Source organism: Methylobacterium sp. WL8, assembly GCF_008040045.1.
Lineage (GTDB): Bacteria > Pseudomonadota > Alphaproteobacteria > Rhizobiales > Beijerinckiaceae > Methylobacterium > Methylobacterium cerastii.
Map to the genome: position 1 here is coordinate 12842 of NZ_VRVF01000058.1, position 19633 is coordinate 32474.

The window sequence follows — 19633 nt, forward strand, 5'->3', positions numbered from 1 at the left end:
GTCAGCCGCGCAGGCGCGCCACCAGCGCCTCGATCTCGGCCCGCGCACGCGCCACCGAGGCGGCATCCTTGCCGCGGGCGACGATGCGGTTGGCGAACCCGTCCTTCGTCATCGAGGGATAGGATCCAATCGATACGTCCGCGTAGGACTTCGCGATCTCAGCGAGGTCGGCGGCGTAGTTGCCCTCGGGCAGGTTGCCGGCCTCGACAGTCTCGGAGAGCATCCGGGCGCCGGTGGGCAGGGTCGGGCCGACCTGGTCGAGCATCGCCTGCATGATCGAGGGCACGCCGGCCATGACGAAGACGTTGCCGATGCGGAAGCCCGGCGCCTTCGAGATCGGGTTGGCGATCAGGTCGGCGCCGTCCGGGATCCGCGCCATGCGCAGTCGGGCTTCGTTCAGGTCCTCGGGCTTGTGCCGCTCCAGCAGCATCGCCTTGGCGCGCGGGTCGACGTCGATGCCGACGCCGAAGGCCTTGGCGACGCAGTCGGCGGTGATGTCGTCGTGGGTCGGGCCGATGCCGCCGGTGGTGAACAGGTAGGTGTGGGCCGCGCGGAGCGCGTTCACCGCGCCGACGATCGCGTCCGGCTCGTCGGGCACGATCCGCACCTCGCGCAGGTCGATGCCGACCGCTGTGAGATAGTCGGCGATCGTGCCGATGTTCTTGTCCTTCGTCCGGCCGGACAGGATCTCGTCGCCGATCACGAGGATTGCGGCGGTCATCGCGGTGGGATCGATTGTCATGGGGCTCGTCGTCCTGGGTTCCGTCGCAGATAGCGCGGCGGAGGGCGCGCGACCACCGAGGGTGCCTTCATGCGCGGGCAAGTGTCGGCTATGCACTGCGACCGCGACGCAGCCAGGACCCGATGCGCTTTCCCACACCCCTGATCGAAGGCCGCCTGGTGCAGCGCTACAAGCGCTTCCTCGCCGACGTGGACCTGGCCGACGGCACGCGCGTCACCGCGCATTGTGCCAACCCCGGCGCGATGCTGGGCCTGAAGGAAGCCGGGAACCGCGTCCTGCTCTCGCCTGCCAACAGCCCGACCCGGAAGCTCACCTATTCCTGGGAGCTGGTGGAGGCGAACTTGCCCGGCGGCCCGCAATGGGTCGGCATCAATACGATGCGCCCGAACGCGCTGGTCGCCGAAGCCTTCGCCGCAGGCGGCCTCGCGCCGCTGTCCGGCTACACGGCGCTGAAGCCAGAGGTCCGCTACGCTGCGGCGAGCCGCGTCGATTTCCTCGCAAGCGGGGGCGGGCTCCCGCCGGCCCACGTGGAGGTGAAGAACTGCCACCTGATGCGGCAGGCGGACCTCGCCGAGTTCCCCGACTGCGTCGCGGCCCGGAGTGCGCGGCACATGCGCGACCTTGCCGAGGTGGTCGCCGGCGGCGGCCGCGCGGTCGTCATCGTCGTGGCGCAGATGCAGGCGGAAGCCTTCGACGTCGCCCGCGACCTCGATCCGGCCTTCGACCGCGCCTTTCGGGACGCGCGGGCAGCCGGAGTGGAGACCTACGCCTACCGCTGCCGGATCGACCCGGAGGGGGTGACGGTCGCCGACGCGATCCCGATCGTCACGCCGGATTAGCGGCGACCCGCTCGAACATCCGGTTCAGCCGGGTGCGGCCGGTCTCGCGGTAGCCGTGGCCTTCTAGGAGCTTCGGCAGGTCGATCTGCCACTGATCGACGCCGTCCTCGATCACAAGCAGCTTCGGCAGCAGGGCCGGGGGCGCCTCGCGAAGGAACGGTTCGAGGATCAGGTCCTCGGCACCCTCCACGTCGAGCTTGATCGCGTCGATGCGGGTCAGGCCCTCGGTGCGCACGAGGTCCATCAGGGTCACCGCCGGCACCTTGATCTGCGCGCTCTCGTTGGTGCCGACGATCTTCAGGCTCGATTCACCGCGGTTGCGCGGGTCGACGAACAGCGTCAGCTCGCCGGCCTTGTCGGCGACGGCACAGGCCACCGCCTTCACAGTGTGGAACGGGTTCTGGGCGATGTTGTAGGTCAGCCGGTCGAAGATGTCAGGCTGCGGCTCGACCGCGAGGATGCGCGCACGAGGCCCGGCGAAGGCCGCCACGAACAGGGCGTAGGCGCCGATGTTGGCGCCGATGTCGAGGAAGGTGCAGCCCGGCTCCAGGCGCGCCTTCAGCAGGGCGCGCTCCTGCGGGTCGAAGAACTGCGGCGTGAACAGCACCTTCTTCTCGCAATTGTTGTTGTAGGGGTGCAGCCGCATCCGGGCGCCGAGCCGCTCGACGTCGAGGGGCTTGCCGCGCATCAGCGTGATCGCGAGGCGCCGCAGGAACATCGCCATCCTTCGGCCGCGCCAGGAATCGGGCGAGAACCGCAGGGTCCGCCGGGCGATCGCCGCCACGAGGCCGGCCGGGGCGTAGGTGCCGTAGGGCTGATGGTCGCTCATGCCCCGGGCTGATGCCAGCCGCGCCGCCGGCCCGCAAGCATCTCGCGCGTTGCCCATCGCTGCGCCGGCTCTTAAGCGAGGCGCGGGACGCGAAAGGCCACGACCATGGACAGCTTCGATTCGGACGGCGTGCGGATCGCCTACATCGACGTGCCGGCCGTCGGCGGGACCGGCGACCCGGTCCTGCTGATCCACGGCTTCGCCTCGAACCACGCGGTCAACTGGGTCAACACGACGTGGGTGCGCACGCTGACCCAGGCCGGCTACCGCGCCATCGCCCTGGACAACCGCGGCCACGGCGAGAGCGAGAAGCTCTACGACCCCGCCCGCTACGGCTCCGAGGACATGGCGGGCGACGCCGTGCGCCTCCTCGACCATCTCGGGATCGCGCGCGCCGACATCATGGGCTACTCGATGGGGGCCCGCATCACCGCGCACCTCGCCCTCGACCACGCGGCGCGCGTCCGCTCGGCGTTGATCGGCGGCCTCGGCCTGCACCTCGTCGAGGGAAAGGGCCTGCCCTCCGGCATCGCCGAGGCGCTCGAGGCGCCCGCGGGCACGAAAGCCGCGAACCCGACGGCGGCCGCCTTCCGCATCTTCGCCGAGCAGACCAGGAGCGACCTGCGCGCGCTCGCCGCCTGCATGCGCGGCTCGCGCCAGACCCTGTCGCGCGCCGAGATCGGGCAGATCGAAGTGCCGGTCCTCGTCAGCGTCGGCACCCTCGACACCGTCGCCGGCTCCGGGCCGGCGCTCGCCGCGCTGATGCCGAACGCGCAGAGCCTCGAGCTCGAAGGGCGCGACCACAGCTCCGCCGTCGGCGCCAAGCCGCACCGCGACGGGGTGCTGGCCTTCCTCGCGGCGCGCCCGTGACGGCGAGGATTGACCAGTTCGGCCGGCTCGACTAGGAACGCCCTCGTCATCGCGGCTCCTCTGAGGGGCCGCTTGGCGTTTTCATACGCACCCGCGAACGGCCGACACGGCCGCTCTGTCGTCCCGGGCCGCAAGGCCGGCGGGAAGAGGAGGGCGCGTTCCTCGAATTCTCGTTTGCGAGAGGACACGCGATATGTCGAAGCGGATTCAGGCGAAGCACAAGCTCGACCGCCGCATGGGGCAGAACATCTGGGGCCGCCCGAAGAGCCCCGTGAACCGCCGCGAATACGGCCCCGGCCAGCACGGCCAGCGCCGCAAGGGCAAGATGAGCGACTTCGGCACGCAGCTGCGCGCCAAGCAGAAGCTCAAGGGCTACTACGGCAACATCACCGAGAAGCAGTTCCGCCGGTACTACGCCGAGGCCATCCGCCTGCGCGGCGACTCGAGCGAGAACCTGATCGGCCTGCTCGAGCGCCGCCTCGACGCCGTGGTGTACCGCTCCAAGTTCGTGGCGACGCCGTTCGCGGCCCGCCAGTTCGTCAACCACGGCCACATCAAGGTCAACGGGCGCCGGGTCAACATCCCGAGCTACCTCGTGAAGCCGGGCGACCTGATCGAGGTCAAGGAAGCCTCGCGTCAGCTCGAGATCGTGGTCGTCGCCTCGCAGCTCCCCGAGCGCGACGTGCCCGACTACATCGAGGTCGATCACCAGAAGATGACCGCGCGCGTCACCCGCGTGCCGGGCCTCACCGAGGTGCCGTACCCGGTGCAGATGGAACCGAACCTCGTGATCGAGTTCTACTCGCGCTGATCGTCTCGACGTTCCATCGTCATCTCTATGTGACGTGTCATCGTCGTATCTGTGTGACGTTCCATCGTCATATCTTCGTGACGTCTCATCGTCGTATCTACGGGAAGGGTCGTCCGAAAGGGCGGCCCTTTTCCATGTGTGATCAGGCGAGGTGGCGCGCGCGGTTTTGCGTTCACGCGACTTTCCACTGCCGCGCGCAACGCTTCCGTCATCCCGGGGTGCCGCAGACGAGCCCGGGATGACGGGGAGGGTCTGGAAATGGGCGGCCAGGACCGGGCGTCGCCTGTAAACGCCCCGGAAAAACCGACGCCCCTTCAGGCCTCGCGCTTCCCGACGGAGCCCGCGCGCTGGATCGCGTCCAGGGTCACGTGGCGCGCCCCCGGCCCGCCGGTGACGACGAGGCGCGTGCAGCCGGCGGCCAGCATCGCCGAGAGGGCATCGCGCAGCGACGCACCGGCCGCGATACTCGGCGCACCCACAGCCTCGCCGGGCTCGGCGGCCTCCGCCACCGTCACCAGCGCGAGACGGCGCAGCGCTCGGTCCTCCCCGACGAAGGACGCCACGAAGGCGTCGGCCGGCGCCGCCAGGAGGGCGCGCGGCACCTCCGCCTGGACCACGCGACCGGCCCGCATCAGCACGACGCGATCGCCCATCAGCATCGCCTCGTCGATGTCGTGGGTGACGATCAACACGGTCTTGGACAGACGCTTGAGGATCGCGCCGATCTCGGCCTGGAGCCGGCCGCGCGCGACCGGGTCGACGGCGCCGAACGGCTCGTCCATCAGGATCACCGGCGGGTCCGCGGCGAGCGCCCGGGCGACGCCGACGCGCTGGCGCTGGCCGCCGGAGAGCGCGTCCGGGCGGCGGTCGCGATAGGTCGCCGGATCGAGGCCGACGAGATCGAGCATCGCGTCGACGCGGCCGGCGATCCGCGCCTTCGGCCAGCCCAGCAAGCCGGGGACGGTGGCGACGTTCTCGGCGACGCTGCGATGGGGAAACAGGCCGACCCCCTGCAGCACGTAGCCGATGCCGCGGCGCAGGGCGATCGGGTCCGTGGTCGCGACATCGCGCCCACCGAGGGTGATGCGCCCGGCATCCGGGTCGATCAGCCGGTTGACCAGCCGCAGCGTCGTCGACTTGCCGCAGCCCGAAGGCCCGATCAGCACGGAGGTGCTGCCCTTGGGGATCGTCAGGTCGAGCCGGTCGACGGCGGGGCCGGGCGCCCCGGGGAAGTGCTTGGAGACGCCCTCGAAGCGGATCACGGCCGGTGCGGCGCCTCGGCGCGCCGCTCAGCAGCCCTTGCAGATCGAGGACATCGAGGCGCGGGTGCGCGTGTCCCAGGCCTTGTCGCGGGCGGCGGACGCCTTCTGCGCCTTGAGCATCTCGGCCTGATTCGCCGCCTTCATCGCCGACTCCTTGCGGGCCTCGCTCGTGGGCTGGGCGCCGGCGGGCCGAGGCACGGTCGCACCGGTGGCGGCCTTCTCCGCGAACGCGGGGGCGGTCGCGAGGGCGGGGATCAGCAGGAAGAAGGCGAGGCGGCGGATCATGGTCGTCTCCGGGAGCGTCGCGCGTGCAGGCTCAGACCCGGGCACGACGTCGATGGCGTCATCCTAGCGTGCGCTCGGTCAAAAACTATGGCACGCCCGCCACCGATGCCGGCCGATCGCGCCGAGAATCCAAGGGAGCGTCGTTTGCCCGCAGCGCGACAGGACGGCGGGGCGCCGCGCAACCGAAGGGAGCAGGTCGCGGCCGCGCTCGCACGCCTCGCCCGGCGCCTGCCGGAGTTCGAGGCCGAGGCGGTCGTCGATTCGGCGCTCGCCAGCCAGGGCCTGCGCGGAGCGGCGCCCGAGACGGCGGCGCGGCTCGCCCTCGTCGCCTACGCCCGCCACGTCTTCACCGATTACGACGACCTCCTCGCCGAGGGCTACGATCGTGACAGCGCCCGCCACTTCGTCCTCGACGCGTTGAACGCGGTGCTGGCCGGCTGGGGCGCGGCGCCGATCCCGGAGGCGGAAGCCTCCGACGAGGCCGACACGCCCTGAGGCGCGCGATCGGCGCCGCGGGTCGTTGCCGCGGGGCGCCCCGAGCGGATACACGGGGCGGGCGGGTTCGCGCGGGAACGGAAGCGTCGATCGTCACCATGAACGTGCTGGGCATCGAAACCACCTGCGACGAGACCGCCGCCGCGATCGTCGCGCCGGGCGAGGACGGGCGCGGCGTCATCCGCTCGAACGAGGTGCTGAGCCAGATCGCGGAGCACGCGGCCTATGGCGGCGTGGTGCCCGAGATCGCCGCCCGCGCTCACGTCGAGGTGCTGGATCGGCTGATCGCCCGCGCCCTGGACCGCGCCGGCATGGCCCTCAAGGACGTGGACGGCATCGCGGTCGCGGCCGGCCCCGGCCTGATCGGCGGGGTGCTGGTCGGCCTCGTCACCGCCAAGACCCTGGCGCTCGTCGCGCGCAAGCCGTTGCTCGCCGTCAACCACCTCGAGGCGCACGCGCTCACCGCGCGGCTGACCGACGGCCTCGCCTTCCCCTACCTGCTGCTGCTCGCCTCGGGCGGCCACACCCAGCTCGTCGCGGTGAAGGGCGTCGGCGACTACGTCCGCCTCGGCAGCACCATCGACGACGCCATCGGCGAAGCCTTCGACAAGGTCGCCAAGCTCCTGGGGCTGGCCTATCCCGGCGGCCCCGAGGTCGAGCGCATGGCGGAAGCCGGCGACCCGGAGCGCTTCGCCCTGCCGCGGCCGATGCTCGGGCGCCGCGACGCGAACTTCTCCCTGTCCGGCCTCAAGACCGCCCTCCGGATCGAGGCGGAGCGCACCGCGCCGCTCGCCGAGCGCGACGTCGCCGACCTCTGCGCCGGCTTCCAGGCCGCGGTGGTCGACGTGGTGGTCGACCGCGTCCGCGTGGCGTTGCGCACCTTCTCCGGCGTCGCCGGGCACCCGACCGCCCTGGTGGCCGCGGGCGGCGTCTCGGCCAACGGCGCGATCCGTAGGGCGCTGGCGGCGCTGGCGGGGGAGGCGGGCCTCGCCTTCGTCGCACCGCCGCTGGCGCTCTGCGGCGACAACGGCGCGATGATCGCCTGGGCCGGCATCGAGCGCCTGCGGCTCGGCATGACCGACGACATCACCGCGCCGGCCCGCGCCCGCTGGCCCTTCGCCGACGTGCCTCCCGCCGAAGCACCCCGCGCCGAGGCGACCGCCGAATGAGCGGAGCCGCCCGCCACGTCCTCGCCCGCGGAAATTTTCGCGATCTGAGGTCGCCTGCGCCCGAGCCGGACGCCGCGCCTCCCGTCGGCGAGCCGCAGGCGCGCTGGCGCGACCTCGTCGACCGCCTGCTGCCGCAGGCCGCGCCCGCGCATCCGGATTGGCCCGTCGTCGACGACCACTGCTTCGCGCGCATCCTCCTCGACAACGCCTGCAACGGCCCGTGGCGCGAGAGCGTGGCCGCGCCGGCCTGGGCCAACATGCCGCCCGATCGGCTCGCGGTGGCGATCGACCTCGGCAACGCCGTGCTTTCGGGGAGCGCCGACCTCGCCCTGCTCAATCGGCGCTCGCTGCAATGGCGCGGCAAGCGCCGCCCGCCCGAGGCCCCCGCGACCCTGGAGACGGCGTCGTTGCGCCTGCGCCGCTGGCGCCGCGCGGACGACGCGCCCTTCGCGCGGCTGAACGCCGACCCGGAGGTGATGCGCCATTTCCCGAAGTTGAAGTCGGCCGGCGAGAGCCTGACCGAGGCCCGCGCCCTCGACCGGCGCTTCGAGGCCGACGGCTTCGGCCCCTGGGCCGTCGAGGAGCCAAGCGGGCCGTTCCTCGGCTTCGTCGGCGCGATGCGGTTGATGCGCGCGATGCCGTTCGCCGGCGGCGAACGCCCGGGCAGCCTCATCGAGATCGGCTGGCGCCTCAGCCCCGAGGCCTGGGGCCGCGGCATCGCCACCCGCGCCGCGCGCCTGGTCCTCGCGGACCTGTTCGGCCGTTGCGGGCTCCCAGGCGTGGTGGCGTTCACAGCCCTCGGCAACACGCCGTCGCGGCGGGTGATGGAGCGGCTTGGGATGGTGCAGGCGGAGGATTTCGACCATCCCGCGGTTCCCGCCGACGCCCCCTTGCGCCGGCACGTCCTCTACCGCCTCGCCGCGGCGGATTTTGCCGGAGAGCCCGCATGACCGGCGAGAACGCGCGACCCGTCGCGGTGGTCGGCGGCGGCGCCTGGGGCACGGCGCTGGCGAACGCCGCAGCGGCAGCGGGCCGGCCGGTCACCCTGTGGCTGCGCGACGCCGAAACCGCCGCCGCACTCGAAGCGTCGCGCGAGAACGCGCGCTACCTGCCGGGCGTCAAGCTGCATCCACGCATCCGCGCGACGGCCGAGGCCGGCGACCTCGCCAGCGCGAACGCGGTGCTGATGGTGACGCCGGCGCAGACCTCGCGCGCGGTGCTCGCGCAGCTCGCCCCCGCCTTCGCGCCGGGCGCGCCGGTGGTCCTGTGCTCGAAGGGGATCGAGCGCACGACCGGCGCGTTCATGAGCGCGGTGGCGGCCGAGGTGTTGCCGGCGGGCGCGCCGGTCGCGGTCCTGTCCGGCCCGAGCTTCGCGGTGGACGTCGCCCGCAACCTGCCGACGGCGGTGACGCTGGCCGCCGCGGATGCCGGGCTCGCCGCGAGCCTCGCCCGCCTGCTGTCCGGCCCGGCCCTGCGGCTCTACCACACCGACGACGTGCGCGGCGTCGAGATCGGCGGGGCCGGCAAGAACGTGCTCGCCATCGCCGCGGGGATCGTCGCCGGGCGCGGCCTCGGCGAGAGCGCCCGCGCCGCGCTGATCGCCCGCGCCTTCGCCGAGCTGATGCGGTTCGCCCGCAGCTTCGGCGGCCGGCCCGAGACGCTGATGGGCCTGTCGGGCCTCGGCGACCTCGTGCTCACCGCCTCCTCGCCGCAATCGCGCAACTTCGCCTTCGGCCTCGCGCTCGGGCAGGGCGCCGCGCCGGAGGCCGCCGCCGGGGGCAAGCTCGCCGAGGGCGCCTTCACCGCGACAGCCTTGGTCGGGCTCGCCCGCGGGCAGGGGATCGAGATGCCGATCGCCGAAGCCGTCGCGGCGATCGTCGCCGGACGCGCCAGCGTCGAAGACGTGGTCGCCGCGCTGCTCGCCCGACCGCTGAAGGCGGAGGCCGAGTGACCTCGACCCCAGCGACCTCGTCCCTAGCGACCTCGACCCCGGCGACCCCGATCCACGCCTTCCTCGCCGGCACCGGCACGGACGGCGCCGGCCGCACGCTGGCGACGGTGCTCGCCTTCGACGACCTGCGGATCGAGGCGGTGCACGACTTCATCCAATGGTGCTTCCCGCTCGCCCAGGCGAGCCGCGCCGTGCCCGGCGCACCGGTGCTGACGCCGGCCGAAGCGGACGCGATCCGCGCCGACCCGGCGGCCCGCGAGGGCCTGCGCGCCGCCCTCGCACGCATGCGCCGCTTCTACGTCGGGACCGACCGGTGGCTGGCGCCGCACGACCACAACCACCTGCGCATCACCCGCATCCTCACGGCGACCCGCGACCTCCTCGGCGCGGCGGAAGCGCAGGATTTCCACGCGTTCGCGACCCTGCGCAACGCGCAAGCGGGTTCGCCGATCAACCCGGCGAGCCTGGCCTTCTGGGCCGACGCCGCCGGCCGGCCCTGACTTTCGAACGAGCGATGAGACGGATGGCCTACTGGCTCTACAAGTCCGAACCCGCGACCTGGTCGTGGGCGCAGCAGGTCGCGGCGGGTGAGGGCGGCACCCACTGGAACGGGGTGCGCAACCACCTCGCCAAGAAGCAGCTCATGGCGATGCAGGTCGGCGACCTCGGGTTTTTCTATCACTCGAACGAGGGCAAGGCCGTCGTCGGGATCGTGCGCGTGATCAAGCCGTACTACCCGGACCACACCGACGCGACCGGACGCTTCGGCATGGTCGACCTCGCCGCAGTCGAGGCACTGCCGAACCCTGTCACCCTCGATGCGATCAAGGCCGAGTCGGCGCTCAAGGACATGGTGCTCGTCAACAACTCGCGCCTGTCGGTGCAGCCGGTGACGGACGCCGAGTGGGACCTGGTGCGTGCCATGGGCGGGCTCGGCTGACCGCCTGCACGTAGCCCTTACGCGGCCTTGGCGGACGGGGCCTTGGGGCGGCCCGTGCCGGCCCGCGTCTCGGGTGCCGGCTCTCCCCCGACGGCGACGGCGGCGAGCGTGTCCATCACCCGGCTCGCCGGCAGCGTGACGATCACCTCGGTGCCCTCGCGCGGGCGCGACTTCAGGGTGAAGTTGCCGCCGTGCAGGTCGACGAGGCCCTTCACGATCGGTAGGCCGAGGCCGGAGCCCTGCTCGGCGGTCTTGATCGCGAGCGAACCGCGGCCGAACGAGGACATGACCGTGCCGAGCTCGTCCTCCGGGATGCCGGGGCCGCTGTCCTTGACCGCGACGTACTGGCCGCCGGAGCTGGTCCAGCCGACCTTGATCGTGATCTCGCCGCCGGGCGGGGTGAACTTCACCGCGTTCGAGAGCAGGTTCAGCACCACCTGGCGCAGGGCGCGCTCGTCGGCCCAGAGCCGTGGCAGGGTGTCGTCGACGAAGTCGAGGAAGGTCTGGTTCTTGCCGCGGGCCTTCAGCCCCATCATGTGGCGGCACTCCTCGACGATGTGGGCCAGCGTCACCGCCTCCTCGTTGAGCTCGTAGCGGCCGGCCTCGATCCGGGAGAGGTCGAGGATCTCGTTGATCAGGTTCAGCAGGTGCATCCCGCTGTCGTGGATGTCGGTGGAATACTCGCCGTAGCTCGGCGCGGTGTGTGGGCCGAACACCTCGTTCTTCATCACCTCGGAGAAGCCGAGGATGGCGTTCAGCGGCGTGCGCAACTCGTGGCTCATCGTCGCCAGGAACCGGGACTTGGCGAGATTCGCCTCCTCCGCCCGGCGCCGGGCCTCGTCGGAGTTGGCCTTGGCCTGCTCCAGCTCGCCGAACACCGCATCCTTCTCCGCGCGCGACTGCAGCGCGCCCACAGTGGAGGTGTAGATCCGCCGCGCCAGGCCGAGGAAGAAGATCTGCGAGCCGATCGCCATCGCGACGAGCATCACGGCGTCGGCCTCGCGGGCGAAGGTCAGGAGGCACAGGGTCGCCAGCGCGAGGGGAACGAGGGCGGCGGCGGCGGCGGTCGGAACGGTGGCGGCCACCATCGTGGCGACGGCGGCCGCGATGATCAGGCCGAACAGCGCGAAGTGCCAGCCGCCCAGCATGCCCAGGCCGACGATCGCCGACCAGCTCAGGCTCTGCATCACCTCGCCGAAGGCGAAGCGTCGGCGCCAGCGCGCGAGGGACACCGCGCCGGGCTCGGCGCGGAGGAAGCTCCGGCTCATCGACGCGTTGAGGGTGATCATCAGGAACGCGCAGAGCGCCCAGATCGACGCGACCAGCGGCTCCACCCAGAAGCAGGCGGCGCTGGCCATCGCGATCGCGAACAGGCCGAGCGGGATCCCGGCGCCCGCCCGGTACTGCGCGTAGAGGCGCAGCAGCTCGTAGTCGAACGCCCGCACGAGGCCGGTCTTCGAGGTCAGCTTTTCCCGGGCCGAGCGCATGTCGCGCGCGACCCCACGGCGTCGCACGGCCTCTTCCGACGAAGGACCGCGGCCGCGCTGCACCATCTCGACCGTCAGTTCGGACATCGGCCTCTTCGAAGGCTGGACGAAGGGGGCCGGCTCGACGCGCCGGACCGCAACATGAGAGGCCCGACGTTGCGCGCGATATGTTAAGAACGGCCTGCCGCGGTCGCGACGATTGTCCTGATCGCGCGAAGGTCGCGATCACGGTGCCAGGTGTTCGCCGCCGGCGGGTGGCCGACGTTCGCCGATGGCGCGTCAACAAGTGTTCGCCGCGGGTGCGCGGACGCACATCGCATCGGGGCGTGCCGGGACTAGCGATCGACGAGAGAGACTTACGCGCGGGAGATCTCGGATGCTGAACCTCACCGTCAACGGCGTCCGGCACGCGATCGACGCCGACCCCGAGATGCCGTTGCTCTGGGCGCTGCGCGACCACCTCGACAAGACCGGCACCAAGTACGGCTGCGGCATCGCCCAGTGCGGCGCGTGCACGGTCCACCTCGACGGGCAGCCGGTCCGCTCCTGCCAAACCCGGGTCGGCGACGTCGGCGAAGCCAAGGTCACCACGATCGAGGGCGTGTCCGGCCGCGTCGCCGAGGCGGTGCAGGGCGCGTGGCGCAAGCTCGACGTGGTCCAGTGCGGCTACTGCCAGTCCGGGCAGATCATGTCCGCGATCGGCCTGCTCACGGAGAACCCGAAGCCGTCCGAGGCCGACATCGACGGAGCCATGGACGGCAACGTCTGCCGCTGCGGCACCTACCAGCGTATCCGCGCGGCGATCCACGAGGCCGCCAAGACGCTGGCGTGATCGCTCGCGTCCGCGTCGCCCGTCGCCCCCAGACCCTACGCCCGTTCCCGCACTGACCGGAGCCACGCCATGCTGAAGATCCGTCAGACGGACCCGCGCTTTCCGCGCGCGACCCGCCGCAGCTTCCTCGCCGGGGGCGCCGCCGCGACCGGCGCCATCGTCGTCGGCTTCCGCCTCGACCTGAAGAACACGGCGCGCGCCGCCGCCGGCCCCGACCTTTCGGGGGTGAAGGCGGACCCGAACGCCTTCGTGCGGATCGGGTCCGACGACACCGTGACGGTGATCATCAAGCACCTCGACATGGGGCAGGGCAACACGACCGGCCTCGCCACCATCCTCGCCGACGAGCTCGACGCGGATTGGTCGCGGGTGCGCACCGAGTTCGCCCCCGCCGACGCCGCCCGCTACAACAACATGTTGATGGGCCCGATCCAGGGGACCGGCGGATCGACCGCGGTCGCCAACTCCTGGTTCCAGCTGCGCAAGGCGGGCGCCGCCGCCCGCGAGATGCTGGTGGCCGCCGCCGCCTACCAGTGGAAGGTGCCGGCGGGCGAGATCACGGTCGCGAACGGCGTCGTCCGCCATGCGGGCTCGAACCGTCAGGCGCGGTTCGGCGAACTCGCCGCGTCGGCGGCGACGCTTCCGGTGCCGCAGGAGCCGCACCTGAAGGACCCGAGCCAGTGGACGCTGATCGGCGCTCGCGTGCCGCGCCTCGATTCCGTCGCCAAGACGGACGGCAGCGCGGTCTACGCCCTCGACATCCGCCGCCCCGGCCAGGTCACCGCCGTCGTCGCCCGCCCGCCGCGCTTTGGCGGTACGGTGAAGAGCTTCGACGACGCGGCGACCCGCAAGGTCGCGGGGGTGGTCGACGTCGTCGCGATCCCGTCCGGTGTCGCGGTCGTCGCCAAGGACACCTGGTCGGCGATGAAGGGCCGCGAGGCGCTGAAAGTCGTATGGGACGACGGCGCGGCGGAGGCGCACTCCTCCGACGCGATCCTGGCCGGCTACCGCGAACAGGCCAAGCGGCCCGGCCTCGTCGCCTCCGAGCGCGGCGACCCGGAAGCCGGCATCAAGGGCGCGGCCAAGGTGCTGGAGGCGGAGTTCACCTTCCCCTACCTGGCGCACGCCGCGATGGAGCCGCTGAACGCCACGATCGAGCGCGCGCCGGACGGCGGCTACGACGTCTACGCCGGCCTGCAGTTCCAGACGATCGAGCAGGCCGCCGTCGCCGCGGTGATGGGCACCACCACCGACAAGGTCCGCCTGCACACGCAATGGGCCGGCGGCTCGTTCGGACGGCGCGCCACGCCCTCGGCCGACTACGTCGCCGAGGCCGCGACCATCCTGAAGGCGACGGGGGCCAAGGCGCCGGTGCACCTGGTCTGGACCCGCGAGGACGACATGGCCGGCGGCTACTACCGCCCGACCGTCTACCACAAGGTCCGCGCCGGCCTCGACGCCAAGGGCGGGATCGTCGGCTGGCAGCACGTCATGGTCGGCAAGTCGATCATGATCGGCTCGCCCTTCGAGGCGATGATCGTCAAGAACGGGATCGATTCCACCACCGTCGAGGGCGCGTCCGACACGCCCTACGCGCTGCCGGCCTACCGCTTCGAGGTCCACAACACCCGCGAGGGCGTGCCGGTCCTGTGGTGGCGCTCGGTCGGCCACAGCCACACCGCGCAGGCGATGGAGGTGTTCATCGACGAGTTGGCGCATGCCGCCGACGTCGACCCGCTCGCCTACCGGCTTTCGCTGCTGATCGGCGCGCCGCGCCTCTCGGGCGTGCTCAAGCTCGCCGCCGAGAAGGCGAACTGGGATTCGGGAGCCAAGACCAACGGCAAGGGCCGGGGCCTCGGCATCGCCGCGCACGAATCCTTCGGCTCCTACGTGGCGATGGTCGCCGACATCACCGCTGAGGACGCCAAGGTGAAGGTCAACCGCATCGTCGCGGCGGTGGATGTCGGCGTCGCGGTCAACCCGGACGTGATCCGTGCGCAGGTCGAGGGCGCGGTGGGCTTCGCCCTCTCCTCGGTGCTGCGCAACCGCATCACCCTCAAGGACGGCGTGGTGCAGGAGAAGAACTTCGACACCTACGAGCCGACCCGGATGAGCGAGATGCCGGTGGTCGAGGTCCACATCGTGCCGTCCTCGGCGGCGCCGACCGGCATCGGCGAGCCCGGCGTCCCGGTGCTGGCACCCTCGATCTCCAACGCGATCTTCGCCGCCACGGGCCAGCGCCTGCGCTCGCTGCCCCTCGACCTCGCAGGCCTGAAGGGCGTGTGAGGCAGGACACGTCGCGGACGGCACACGAAGCTTACCGTCACCCGGCCTCCCAGAGCTTCGAACCCACCTCAAAACGCGGCGCGGGCCTTCAGTCCCGCGCCGTTTCTTTTGGTCGCGTCGATGCAGGCTCGCCGAAACGCGGCGTCGTGCCCATCTCACATCGAGCATGGTCACCGCCTTCGACACCACCGCCGCGAACCTGCGCGCCTGCCGGATCTGCCGGGACACGCCGCTCTACGGCGCGCCGCTGCCGCAGGAGCCGCTGCCGATCGTCCAGGGCAGCGCTACGGCGCTCCTGTGCATCGCGAGCCAGGCGCCGGGGACGCGGGCGCACCGCACCGGCATCCCGTTCATGGACCCGTCCGGCGTGCGGCTGCGATCCTGGCTCGGCCTGGACGAGGCCGCGTTCTACGATGCCGGCCGGATCGCGATCGTGCCGATGGGCTCGTGCTTCCCGGGACTCGATGCCAAGGGCGGCGACAAGCCGCCGCGGCGGGAATGCGCCGAGCGCTGGCGCGGCGAGCTCTTCGCCGGCTTGCCGGACCTGGAGCTGATCCTCGTGATCGGCCAGTACGCGCAGGCCTGGCACCTCGGAAAGATGCCGGACGGGCTCACCGGCACGGTGCGGCGCTGGCGCGAGATCCTGGCCGAGCCGCGGGCGCCGCGGGTCCTGCCGCTGCCGCATCCGTCCTGGCGCAACAACGGCTGGCTCAAGCGCGAGCCTTGGTTCGAGGCCGAGCTGCTGCCGGTGCTGAAGGCGGAGGTCGCGCGCGTCATGGCACCTGCGGTCCTGAAGCCCGGTGTCATGCCTGCCCCCTCGGCTGCGCGATTGACACCGAACCCGGCGGCGTGATCGGGAACCACGATGCGTGATTCAACCTCTCAGAGCCCGACCGATCCGCGCGACCGCCTCATCGTCGCCCTCGACCTCGACGAGCCGGCCGCGGCACGGGCCATGGTCGATCGGATCGGTGACGCCGCGACCTTCTACAAGATCGGCTACCGGCTGGCCTATGCGGGCGGGCTGGCGCTGGTGCCGGAACTCGCCGCGCGCGGGCTCAAGGTCTTCCTCGACCTGAAGCTGCACGACATCGGCAACACGGTCGAGGAGGGGGTGCGCGCGCTCTCCGGACTCGGCGCCACCTTTTTGACGGTGCACGCCTATCCGCAGACCATGCGCGCGGCCGTGCGCGGGCGCGGCACGTCGAGCCTGAAGATCCTCGCGGTGACGGTGCTGACTTCCTACGACGAGGGCGACGCACGCGAATCCGGCTACGCCCTGCCGATCTCCGAACTCGTGGCGCACCGTGCCTTCCAGGCGGCGGAAGCCGGGATCGACGGCATCGTCTGCAGCGCCTTCGAGGCGCAGGCCGTGCGCAACGTGGTCGGCCCGGCGAGCCTGATCGTGACGCCGGGCATCCGGCCGGCGGGCAGCGACAGCGGCGACCAGAAGCGGGTTATGACCCCGGGGCAGGCGCGCGCGGCGGGCATCGACCACGTCGTCGTCGGGCGCCCGATCACCGCGGCCGCCGACCCGCGCGCCGTGACGCAGGCGATCCTCGCCGAGATGGCAGCACAGGAGTGACGACGATGACGCGCGGCTACTGGATCGTCCGGGTCGATGTCCGCGACGCGGAGGCCTACAAGGACTACGCCGCCTCGAACGGCGCGGCCTTCGCCGCCTTCGGCGGCCGCTTCCTGGTGCGCGGCGGCCGCTTCGAGGCCGTGGTCGGCACGACGCGCGCACGCAACGTCGTGATCGAGTTCGCGAGCTACGACGACGCCGTCGCCTGCTGGAAGTCGGACCTGTATCAGGCCGCCCGCGCCAAGCAGAAGGACGGCGCCGACGCCGACATCCTGATCATCGAAGGCTACGACGGCGAGCAGCCGAGCGTCGGCATCGCGTCCGAGCCCGACAACCCCGCTTCGGAATAGGCGGGCCGCCTCAGCGCGCGCCGACCGGCCGCAGGCTGCGCAGCAGGAACGCGGTCATCACGTCGAGCTGCGGCACCGGCGCATCCGGGTACTGGCTGACCAGCAGCGGATGGCTGTAGCGCGCGATCGCCGTGTGCAGGCAGCGCGCCGCGCCGGCGGGGTCGTCCGTCTCGAACTCGCCGCGGGCGACGCCGTCGACGACGATCCGCTCGAAAACCGCGCCGATCCGGTCGACGTGGTGGCGGCAGACGTCCCAGCTCTCGCTCATCGCCGCCTCGATCATCTCGTGCATCCGCGGGAAGGCGCTGCAGCGCTCGTGGGTGTCGCGGTGCAAGGCTTCGATCACCGCCGTGAGACGGTCGGCGGCGAGCGAGCCCGGCGCGTCGGCGATCGCCGAGATCAGCGCCTCGACTTCGCCGATCAGGCGCTCCACCACCGCCTCGTTGATCGCCTTCTTCGAGTCGAAGAACCGGTAGACGTTGGCCGGGCTCATCTTCAGCGTCTTGGCGATGTCGGCGACGGTGGTCTTCTGGTAGCCGATCTCGCGGAACGAACGCTCGGCCGTCGCCAGGATGCGGCAGCGGGTCGTGGGCGCGCTCTCTTCGCTCAGGATGGGTTCGACGGGGACGGCGATGGTCATCCCCGAGCGTATGCCGCAATCCGGCGAAGCGTCAAAATGTCGGCCGTCGGACCCGCGCGGAACCGTGCCGCCGCGCTCGAATTGGCCCGCTGACCCGGCCCCCCGAGGCCGCACCTCACGCAGCAAAGCCGACATCGATGAAGCTCGAAGGCAAGAAGGCCCTGATCACCGGCGCCGATTCCGGGATCGGCCGGGCTACGGCGCTCCTGTTCGCGCAGCACGGCGCGGACGTGGCGATCACCTACAACACCGACGCGGACGGCATCGCCGAGACCGCCCGCCTCGTGGAGGAGACCGGGCGCCGGGCGCTCGTGATCCAGAACGACGTCGGCGACCCGGCCTCGGTCGCCGCCACCTTCGACCGCGTCGCCAGCGACCTCGGCCCCCTCGACATCCTGGTGGCCAACGCCGGCCAGGCGATGAGCGGCATGGCGGTCGCGGACATGGAGGACGAGCGGCTGGAGCAGATCCTGCGCGTCAACCTGATAGGTCCGCTGTTCTGCGCGCGCGCCTTCATCAAGGTGCGCCGGGCGCAAGGCGGGCGTGGCAAGATCGTCATGGTGTCTTCGGTGGCTCAGCACCTGCCGACGCCGGAAAGCGCTCCCTACGGCATGTCGAAGGCGGGCGTCGGCTCGCTGTGCCGAAGCCTGTCGCGCGAGCTCGCCGACGACCGGATCAACGTCAACAACGTCGCTCCAGGCCTGATCGAGACGCCGATGACCGCCGACCGCTTCGAGGACCCGAATGTGCTGGAAAAGTCGCTCGAGCGCATCCCGTGGCACCGCGCGGGCCAGCCCGACGACATCGCCAAGGCGATCCTCTACCTCAGCGGCGACGACGCCGACTACGTGACCGGGCACACGCTCGTGGTCGACGGCGGGCTGACGATGCAGTGGGGCGGCGCCTGAACGCGCTCGACGGATGCCCTAGCGCAGAGCATTTTTGTCGCAGGGGATCGGCGGCGTTAAAGGATGCGTAGACGAATTCAATCACACCTTCGTGTATTCAGTTCCAATTCAGGCCCGGAACTCAGGAGCGAACCGCGAAGCCTGCGACGGCTGTTGCAGATGCCGCTGCACCGATCGCGCCAGCGGTCGCACGGTTCGATGGGGATGTCCTGAACGCCATCGAGGAGGATGTCCGCTCGGCCATCGAAGGCGTCAGCCGTTCGATCGGCGCGGCCCAGACCGATGTCGCCGAGATGAAGGATGGCTTCTCGGCCATCCGCGCACGGATGGACGAGCTGGCGCAGGCCTCGCGGAGCGCGGCCGCCGCGACGGCGAGCCTGGCGGGGCAGACCGGCAGCCTGTCGAGCCTCGCCGACCGGACGGCGGCGGCGATGTCGCAAGCCGGTGGCCATCTCGACCACGCGGGCGATCGCGGCAGCGAGGCGAGGGCGCTGATCGCGACCCTGGCCCAGGCCGGCAACGAGATCGCCGGCATCGTCGACATCCCGGCGCGCACGGTCACGAGCATCGTCGACGAGGCGACGCGCACCTCGGACCTCGTCGCCCACCTCGACGCCGAAGCCGGGTCGGCCAGCGCCGCCGCCTTCGACCTCGACCGGCAGGCGGAGCGCATGCAATCGGCGACGGCTGCCGCGGCCGAACAGGCCGCGCGCCTGGGCCAGCGCTTCGTCACGGTGATCCACCAGAGCGAACTCGGTAACCGCCGCCGGTTCGATCGCTACCCCGCCGACCTACAAGTCCGCCTGCCCGACGGTCGCGGCACGCGCTCGATCGACCGGAGCGAGGGCGGCGTCCTGCTCCGCGCGCCCGAGGGCGGTACGCTCGCCGTCGGCAGCGGGGTGGCCCTCGACATCGAGACCGTCGGCGCGGTTCCCGCCCAGGTGGTCGCGACGAGCGCGATGGGGGTGCATTGCGCCTTCGCGGCGAGCGATGCCGCGTTCCGCGACAGGCTCCTCGCCAAGCTCGCATCGATCCATGCCGAGCACGCGCCGCCGATCACGAAGGTTCAAAGCCCGGCAGAGCAGGCGGCGGCGATCCTCGAAGGCGAGCTCTCGTCGGGCCGGATCTCGGAGGCCGCGCTGTTCGATGCGGACGACCACCCGGTGGTCGGCTCGAACCCGGCGCAATTCCTGACCCGCTCGGTCGAGCCGATCGCCAGGCTCTTAGTGTCTGTCCGGCGACATATTGAGTGAGGTGAGGGGTTTGTGATTCAAGGCTGCCTGTGTGGAGGCTGCCGATGTGGACGACTGAGAACCGGACCCGCTACGATCGAAGCGAGCTTCGTTATCCGA

22 protein-coding genes are annotated in these 19633 nt (G+C 71.5%); 16 read left to right on the plus strand and 6 right to left on the minus strand.

The window, feature by feature from the left end; all coding sequences use genetic code 11:
- Position 1: 1 nt before the first annotated feature.
- Positions 2-742 (minus strand): molybdopterin-binding protein, encoded by a 741-nt coding sequence (locus tag FV234_RS18685; protein ID WP_147753038.1) that lies wholly within the window; start codon positions 740-742, stop codon positions 2-4.
- 122 nt (positions 743-864) lie between these two features.
- Between FV234_RS18685 and sfsA the strand changes: the two genes are divergently transcribed.
- Positions 865-1581: a DNA/RNA nuclease SfsA gene (sfsA, locus tag FV234_RS18690; RefSeq protein WP_147830941.1), complete on the plus strand. Its 717-nt coding sequence runs from the start codon at positions 865-867 to the stop codon at positions 1579-1581.
- Here the strand turns inward: sfsA and FV234_RS18695 are convergent.
- Positions 1568-2410, minus strand: a complete 843-nt coding sequence (locus FV234_RS18695; RefSeq protein WP_147830943.1) for an FkbM family methyltransferase — start codon at positions 2408-2410, stop codon at positions 1568-1570. The two genes, sfsA and FV234_RS18695, sit on opposite strands and share 14 nt — an antisense overlap.
- Positions 2411-2515: 105 nt before the next feature.
- Between FV234_RS18695 and FV234_RS18700 the strand changes: the two genes are divergently transcribed.
- A complete protein-coding gene (locus FV234_RS18700) occupies positions 2516-3280 on the plus strand; it encodes an alpha/beta hydrolase (protein ID WP_147830944.1) in 765 nt (254 codons plus the stop codon).
- 193 nt (positions 3281-3473) lie between these two features.
- On the plus strand, positions 3474-4091 hold the full coding sequence (gene rpsD / locus FV234_RS18705) for a 30S ribosomal protein S4 (protein WP_147725774.1): 618 nt from the start codon (positions 3474-3476) through the stop codon (positions 4089-4091).
- A 314-nt stretch (positions 4092-4405) separates the two neighbouring features.
- Here rpsD and FV234_RS18710 read toward each other — a convergent pair whose 3' ends face one another.
- Together FV234_RS18710 and FV234_RS18715 are read right to left on the minus strand one after the other, a co-directional pair.
- Positions 4406-5353, minus strand: a complete 948-nt coding sequence (locus FV234_RS18710) for an ABC transporter ATP-binding protein (protein WP_147830947.1) — start codon at positions 5351-5353, stop codon at positions 4406-4408.
- Positions 5354-5380: 27 nt separating this feature from the next.
- Positions 5381-5638, minus strand: coding sequence for a hypothetical protein (locus FV234_RS18715; protein WP_147753043.1), 258 nt, complete (start codon positions 5636-5638; stop codon positions 5381-5383).
- Between the two features lie 144 nt (positions 5639-5782).
- Between FV234_RS18715 and FV234_RS18720 the strand changes: the two genes are divergently transcribed.
- The 6 genes from FV234_RS18720 to FV234_RS18745 all read left to right on the plus strand — a co-directional run bounded on the left by FV234_RS18720 (position 5783) and on the right by FV234_RS18745 (position 10193).
- Positions 5783-6133 carry a DUF2293 domain-containing protein gene (locus tag FV234_RS18720; protein ID WP_238271637.1) on the plus strand — a complete coding sequence of 117 codons (351 nt, stop codon included), beginning with the start codon at positions 5783-5785 and terminating at the stop codon, positions 6131-6133.
- A gap of 98 nt (positions 6134-6231) precedes the next feature.
- Positions 6232-7302, plus strand: coding sequence for a tRNA (adenosine(37)-N6)-threonylcarbamoyltransferase complex transferase subunit TsaD (gene tsaD / locus FV234_RS18725; RefSeq protein WP_147830949.1), 1071 nt, complete (start codon positions 6232-6234; stop codon positions 7300-7302).
- Positions 7299-8252, plus strand: coding sequence for a GNAT family N-acetyltransferase (locus tag FV234_RS18730; RefSeq protein WP_147830950.1), 954 nt, complete (start codon positions 7299-7301; stop codon positions 8250-8252). The genes tsaD and FV234_RS18730 overlap by 4 nt, the downstream gene beginning before the upstream one ends.
- Entirely contained in the window at positions 8249-9253 is a 1005-nt protein-coding gene (locus FV234_RS18735; protein ID WP_147830951.1) for an NAD(P)H-dependent glycerol-3-phosphate dehydrogenase, read from the plus strand. The genes FV234_RS18730 and FV234_RS18735 overlap by 4 nt, the downstream gene beginning before the upstream one ends.
- Positions 9250-9753, plus strand: coding sequence for a hypothetical protein (locus FV234_RS18740; protein ID WP_147830952.1), 504 nt, complete (start codon positions 9250-9252; stop codon positions 9751-9753). The genes FV234_RS18735 and FV234_RS18740 overlap by 4 nt, the downstream gene beginning before the upstream one ends.
- Before the next feature lie 23 nt (positions 9754-9776).
- Positions 9777-10193: an EVE domain-containing protein gene (locus FV234_RS18745; RefSeq protein WP_147830961.1), complete on the plus strand. Its 417-nt coding sequence runs from the start codon at positions 9777-9779 to the stop codon at positions 10191-10193.
- 17 nt (positions 10194-10210) lie between these two features.
- On the opposite strand, the gene FV234_RS18750 is transcribed toward FV234_RS18745, so the two are convergent.
- Positions 10211-11767: a HAMP domain-containing sensor histidine kinase gene (locus FV234_RS18750; RefSeq protein ID WP_147830953.1), complete on the minus strand. Its 1557-nt coding sequence runs from the start codon at positions 11765-11767 to the stop codon at positions 10211-10213.
- 289 nt (positions 11768-12056) lie between these two features.
- Between FV234_RS18750 and FV234_RS18755 the strand changes: the two genes are divergently transcribed.
- From FV234_RS18755 to FV234_RS18775, 5 genes are all read left to right on the plus strand, one after another.
- Positions 12057-12512 (plus strand): (2Fe-2S)-binding protein, encoded by a 456-nt coding sequence (locus FV234_RS18755; RefSeq protein WP_147830954.1) that lies wholly within the window; start codon positions 12057-12059, stop codon positions 12510-12512.
- 69 nt (positions 12513-12581) lie between these two features.
- The gene (locus tag FV234_RS18760) at positions 12582-14798 is read left to right on the plus strand and encodes a xanthine dehydrogenase family protein molybdopterin-binding subunit (protein ID WP_147830955.1); all 2217 of its coding nucleotides are present in this window, start codon (positions 12582-12584) and stop codon (positions 14796-14798) included.
- 166 nt (positions 14799-14964) lie between these two features.
- Positions 14965-15651, plus strand: coding sequence for a uracil-DNA glycosylase family protein (locus FV234_RS18765; RefSeq protein ID WP_147830956.1), 687 nt, complete (start codon positions 14965-14967; stop codon positions 15649-15651).
- A 12-nt stretch (positions 15652-15663) separates the two neighbouring features.
- Positions 15664-16383, plus strand: a complete 720-nt coding sequence (gene pyrF / locus FV234_RS18770) for an orotidine-5'-phosphate decarboxylase (protein WP_147752541.1) — start codon at positions 15664-15666, stop codon at positions 16381-16383.
- Positions 16384-16388: 5 nt separating this feature from the next.
- Positions 16389-16733 (plus strand): DUF1330 domain-containing protein, encoded by a 345-nt coding sequence (locus FV234_RS18775; RefSeq protein WP_147752542.1) that lies wholly within the window; start codon positions 16389-16391, stop codon positions 16731-16733.
- Between the two features lie 10 nt (positions 16734-16743).
- On the opposite strand, the gene FV234_RS18780 is transcribed toward FV234_RS18775, so the two are convergent.
- Positions 16744-17373, minus strand: coding sequence for a TetR family transcriptional regulator (locus FV234_RS18780; RefSeq protein ID WP_147830957.1), 630 nt, complete (start codon positions 17371-17373; stop codon positions 16744-16746).
- A 137-nt stretch (positions 17374-17510) separates the two neighbouring features.
- Here FV234_RS18780 and FV234_RS18785 point away from each other — a divergent pair, with 137 nt between their 5' ends.
- Both FV234_RS18785 and FV234_RS18790 read left to right on the plus strand, forming a co-directional pair.
- The gene (locus FV234_RS18785) at positions 17511-18281 is read left to right on the plus strand and encodes a glucose 1-dehydrogenase (protein ID WP_147830958.1); all 771 of its coding nucleotides are present in this window, start codon (positions 17511-17513) and stop codon (positions 18279-18281) included.
- A 293-nt stretch (positions 18282-18574) separates the two neighbouring features.
- The gene (locus tag FV234_RS18790) at positions 18575-19534 is read left to right on the plus strand and encodes a PilZ domain-containing protein (RefSeq protein WP_147830959.1); all 960 of its coding nucleotides are present in this window, start codon (positions 18575-18577) and stop codon (positions 19532-19534) included.
- Positions 19535-19633 lie beyond the last annotated feature (99 nt).

What these genes read in the sequence shown, in the direction of transcription:
- FV234_RS18735 (WP_147830951.1), top strand. Translation starts at nt 8,249, where the DNA reads ATGACCGGCGAGAACGCGCGACCCGTCGCGGTGGTCGGCGGCGGCGCC.
- FV234_RS18755 (WP_147830954.1), top strand. Translation starts at nt 12,057, where the DNA reads ATGCTGAACCTCACCGTCAACGGCGTCCGGCACGCGATCGACGCCGAC.
- FV234_RS18765 (WP_147830956.1), top strand. Translation starts at nt 14,965, where the DNA reads ATGGTCACCGCCTTCGACACCACCGCCGCGAACCTGCGCGCCTGCCGG.
- FV234_RS18760 (WP_147830955.1), top strand. Translation starts at nt 12,582, where the DNA reads ATGCTGAAGATCCGTCAGACGGACCCGCGCTTTCCGCGCGCGACCCGC.
- FV234_RS18750 (WP_147830953.1), bottom strand. Translation starts at nt 11,767, where the DNA reads ATGTCCGAACTGACGGTCGAGATGGTGCAGCGCGGCCGCGGTCCTTCG.
- FV234_RS18785 (WP_147830958.1), top strand. Translation starts at nt 17,511, where the DNA reads ATGAAGCTCGAAGGCAAGAAGGCCCTGATCACCGGCGCCGATTCCGGG.
- FV234_RS18700 (WP_147830944.1), top strand. Translation starts at nt 2,516, where the DNA reads ATGGACAGCTTCGATTCGGACGGCGTGCGGATCGCCTACATCGACGTG.
- FV234_RS18745 (WP_147830961.1), top strand. Translation starts at nt 9,777, where the DNA reads ATGGCCTACTGGCTCTACAAGTCCGAACCCGCGACCTGGTCGTGGGCG.
- FV234_RS18775 (WP_147752542.1), top strand. Translation starts at nt 16,389, where the DNA reads ATGACGCGCGGCTACTGGATCGTCCGGGTCGATGTCCGCGACGCGGAG.
- rpsD (WP_147725774.1), top strand. Translation starts at nt 3,474, where the DNA reads ATGTCGAAGCGGATTCAGGCGAAGCACAAGCTCGACCGCCGCATGGGG.
- sfsA (WP_147830941.1), top strand. Translation starts at nt 865, where the DNA reads ATGCGCTTTCCCACACCCCTGATCGAAGGCCGCCTGGTGCAGCGCTAC.
- pyrF (WP_147752541.1), top strand. Translation starts at nt 15,664, where the DNA reads ATGCGTGATTCAACCTCTCAGAGCCCGACCGATCCGCGCGACCGCCTC.
- FV234_RS18685 (WP_147753038.1), bottom strand. Translation starts at nt 742, where the DNA reads ATGACAATCGATCCCACCGCGATGACCGCCGCAATCCTCGTGATCGGC.
- FV234_RS18780 (WP_147830957.1), bottom strand. Translation starts at nt 17,373, where the DNA reads ATGACCATCGCCGTCCCCGTCGAACCCATCCTGAGCGAAGAGAGCGCG.
- FV234_RS18790 (WP_147830959.1), top strand. Translation starts at nt 18,575, where the DNA reads ATGAAGGATGGCTTCTCGGCCATCCGCGCACGGATGGACGAGCTGGCG.
- FV234_RS18715 (WP_147753043.1), bottom strand. Translation starts at nt 5,638, where the DNA reads ATGATCCGCCGCCTCGCCTTCTTCCTGCTGATCCCCGCCCTCGCGACC.
- tsaD (WP_147830949.1), top strand. Translation starts at nt 6,232, where the DNA reads ATGAACGTGCTGGGCATCGAAACCACCTGCGACGAGACCGCCGCCGCG.
- FV234_RS18730 (WP_147830950.1), top strand. Translation starts at nt 7,299, where the DNA reads ATGAGCGGAGCCGCCCGCCACGTCCTCGCCCGCGGAAATTTTCGCGAT.
- FV234_RS18695 (WP_147830943.1), bottom strand. Translation starts at nt 2,410, where the DNA reads ATGAGCGACCATCAGCCCTACGGCACCTACGCCCCGGCCGGCCTCGTG.